Source organism: Burkholderia sp. Ac-20345 (genome assembly GCF_017104825.1).
GTDB lineage: Bacteria > Pseudomonadota > Gammaproteobacteria > Burkholderiales > Burkholderiaceae > Burkholderia > Burkholderia lata_B.
Genome location: NZ_JAAGPO010000455.1, coordinates 1 through 2,265, shown reverse-complemented (window position 1 = coordinate 2,265; position 2,265 = coordinate 1). Strand labels below are relative to the sequence as shown.

Genomic DNA, 2,265 nt, shown 5'->3' with positions numbered 1-2,265 from the left:
CGCCCGTCACCGATCCGCTCGCGGGCGCGAAGCGGCTGCCGGTCGGCTGGGAGATGCTCGGGCGCGTCGTCGACGCGTCGGGCCGCCCGCTCGACGGCCTCGGCCCGCTCGCGTCGAAGGTCGACGCGCCGCTGTCGGCGCCGTCGATCAACCCGCTCGAGCGCGAACCGATCCACCACGTGCTCGACGTCGGCGTGCGCGCGATCAACGCGCTGCTCACCGTCGGCCGCGGGCAGCGGATGGGCCTGTTCGCGGGCTCCGGCGTCGGCAAGTCGGTGCTGCTCGGCACGATGGCGCGCTACACGAGCGCGGAAGTGATCGTGATCGGTCTGATCGGCGAACGCGGCCGCGAAGTGAAGGAATTCATCGAACAGATCCTCGGCGAGGACGGGCTCGCGCGCTCGGTCGTCGTCGCGGCGCCGGCCGACGTGTCGCCGCTGCTGCGGATGCAGGGCGCGGCCTACGCGACGTCGCTCGCCGAGTATTTCCGCGACCAGGGCAAGCACGTGCTGCTGCTGATGGATTCGCTGACCCGCTACGCGATGGCGCAGCGCGAGATCGCGCTGGCGATCGGCGAGCCGCCCGCGACGAAAGGCTACCCGCCGTCGGTGTTCGCGAAGCTGCCCGCGCTCGTCGAGCGCACCGGCAACGGGCCGGAAGGCGGCGGCTCGATCACCGCGTTCTACACGGTGCTGACCGAAGGCGACGACCAGCAGGATCCGATCGCCGATTCGGCGCGCGCGATCCTCGACGGCCACGTCGTGCTGTCACGCGCGCTCGCCGAAGCCGGCCACTATCCGGCGATCGACATCGAGGCGTCGATCAGCCGCGCGATGACCGCGCTGATCGACGAAACGCATCTCGACCACGTCCGGCAGTTCAAGCAGATGCTGTCGCGCTACCAGCGCAATCGCGACCTGATCGCGGTCGGCGCTTACGCGCCCGGCCGCGACGCGCAGCTCGACCGCGCGATCGCGCTCTATCCGCGCATCGAGGCGTTCCTGCAGCAGGGCTTTCGCGAATGCGCGCCGTTCGCGTCGAGCCTCGCCGGGCTCGATGCACTGTTCGACGCTTACGGAGGCTGATTCCGATGGCACACGGCTTTCCCCTTCAGTTGCTGCTCGACCGCGCGCAGGAAGATCTCGACTCCGCCACGAAGCAGCTCGGCACCGCGCAGCGCGACCGCACCGCGGCCGCCGAGCAGCTCGACGCGCTGCTGCGCTACCGCGACGAATACCACGCGCGCTTCTCGCAATCCGCGCAGCATGGGATGCCGGCCGGCAACTGGCGCAATTTCCAGGCGTTCATCGACACGCTCGACGCCGCGATCGCGCAGCAGCGCAGCGTGCTGGCCGCGGCCGAAATCCGCATCGACGAAGCACGCCCGAACTGGCAACAGAAGAAACGCACCGTCGGCTCGTTTGAAATCCTGCAGGCGCGCGGCGTCGCGCAGGAAGCGAAACGCGACGCCCGGCGCGAACAGCGCGACGCCGACGAACACGCCGCGAAGATCCTGCGCATGCGGGCCGACGCGGCCCGTTCGTCGTAACCGACCACCGCATTTCGAACGAGAGAACCGTCATGCCTCCCCTGCCCCTGCTCGGCGCGCTGCTCGACACCGCCGGCACCGCACTCAAGGCCGCCCGCGGCTCGGGTTCGTCCAGCGCCGCCGGCAACGATGCCGCGACCGCGACGAGCGCCGTGCCGTTCGCGCAGACGCTGAAGCAAAGCGTCATCACGCGTCGCGATACATCGAATTCCGGCGTGCCGGGTGCGTCGACGACACAGGCTTCGTCGAAGCCGGCCACTGGCACGAAGCCATCCGCCGCGGATGACGACGACACGACCGACGATACGACCACGAACGCCGCCACCAACCCCGACGCCGCCGCGCTCGCGGCCGCCGCGGCCGTGCAGGCGCAACTGCTGGCGCGCACGGACAACGCGACGCCGGCCGATGCGGCTGCCGCCGCTGCCGCTGCGCAAAAGACGGTCGTGTCCGGCCAGCCCGATGCCACGGCCACGCTGGCGGATCACGCGGCAAAGGACGTTGCCGCGGCCACCCAGGCCGCACCGGCGACGAGCCGCGACGCACTGCAGGAGGCGCTCGCCAAACTGACGGGCGGCTCGGGTGCGATCACGATGCCCGCGACCGGCACGACGGCGTCCGCACCGGCCTCGACCGCATCGACCGCATCGACCGGCGCCGCCGCGCCGCTGACACCGAAGGTGCCGACCTTCGACCGCACGCTCGCCGACGCGAAA

2 protein-coding genes and 1 pseudogene are annotated in these 2,265 nt (G+C 70.9%); all 3 read left to right on the top strand.

Annotated elements, in window-relative coordinates; translation table 11 throughout:
- Positions 1-1,085, top strand: a 1,085-nt coding sequence (locus tag G3O06_RS47890) for a FliI/YscN family ATPase (protein WP_205820346.1), incomplete at its 5' end; no start/stop codon positions are given.
- Positions 1,086-1,090: 5 nt separating this feature from the next.
- Positions 1,091-1,549, top strand: coding sequence for a flagellar export protein FliJ (fliJ, locus tag G3O06_RS47885; protein WP_174973558.1), 459 nt, complete (start codon positions 1,091-1,093; stop codon positions 1,547-1,549).
- Positions 1,550-1,581: 32 nt separating this feature from the next.
- A pseudogene (locus G3O06_RS47880) lies at positions 1,582-2,265 on the top strand (flagellar hook-length control protein FliK); the annotation flags it as partial.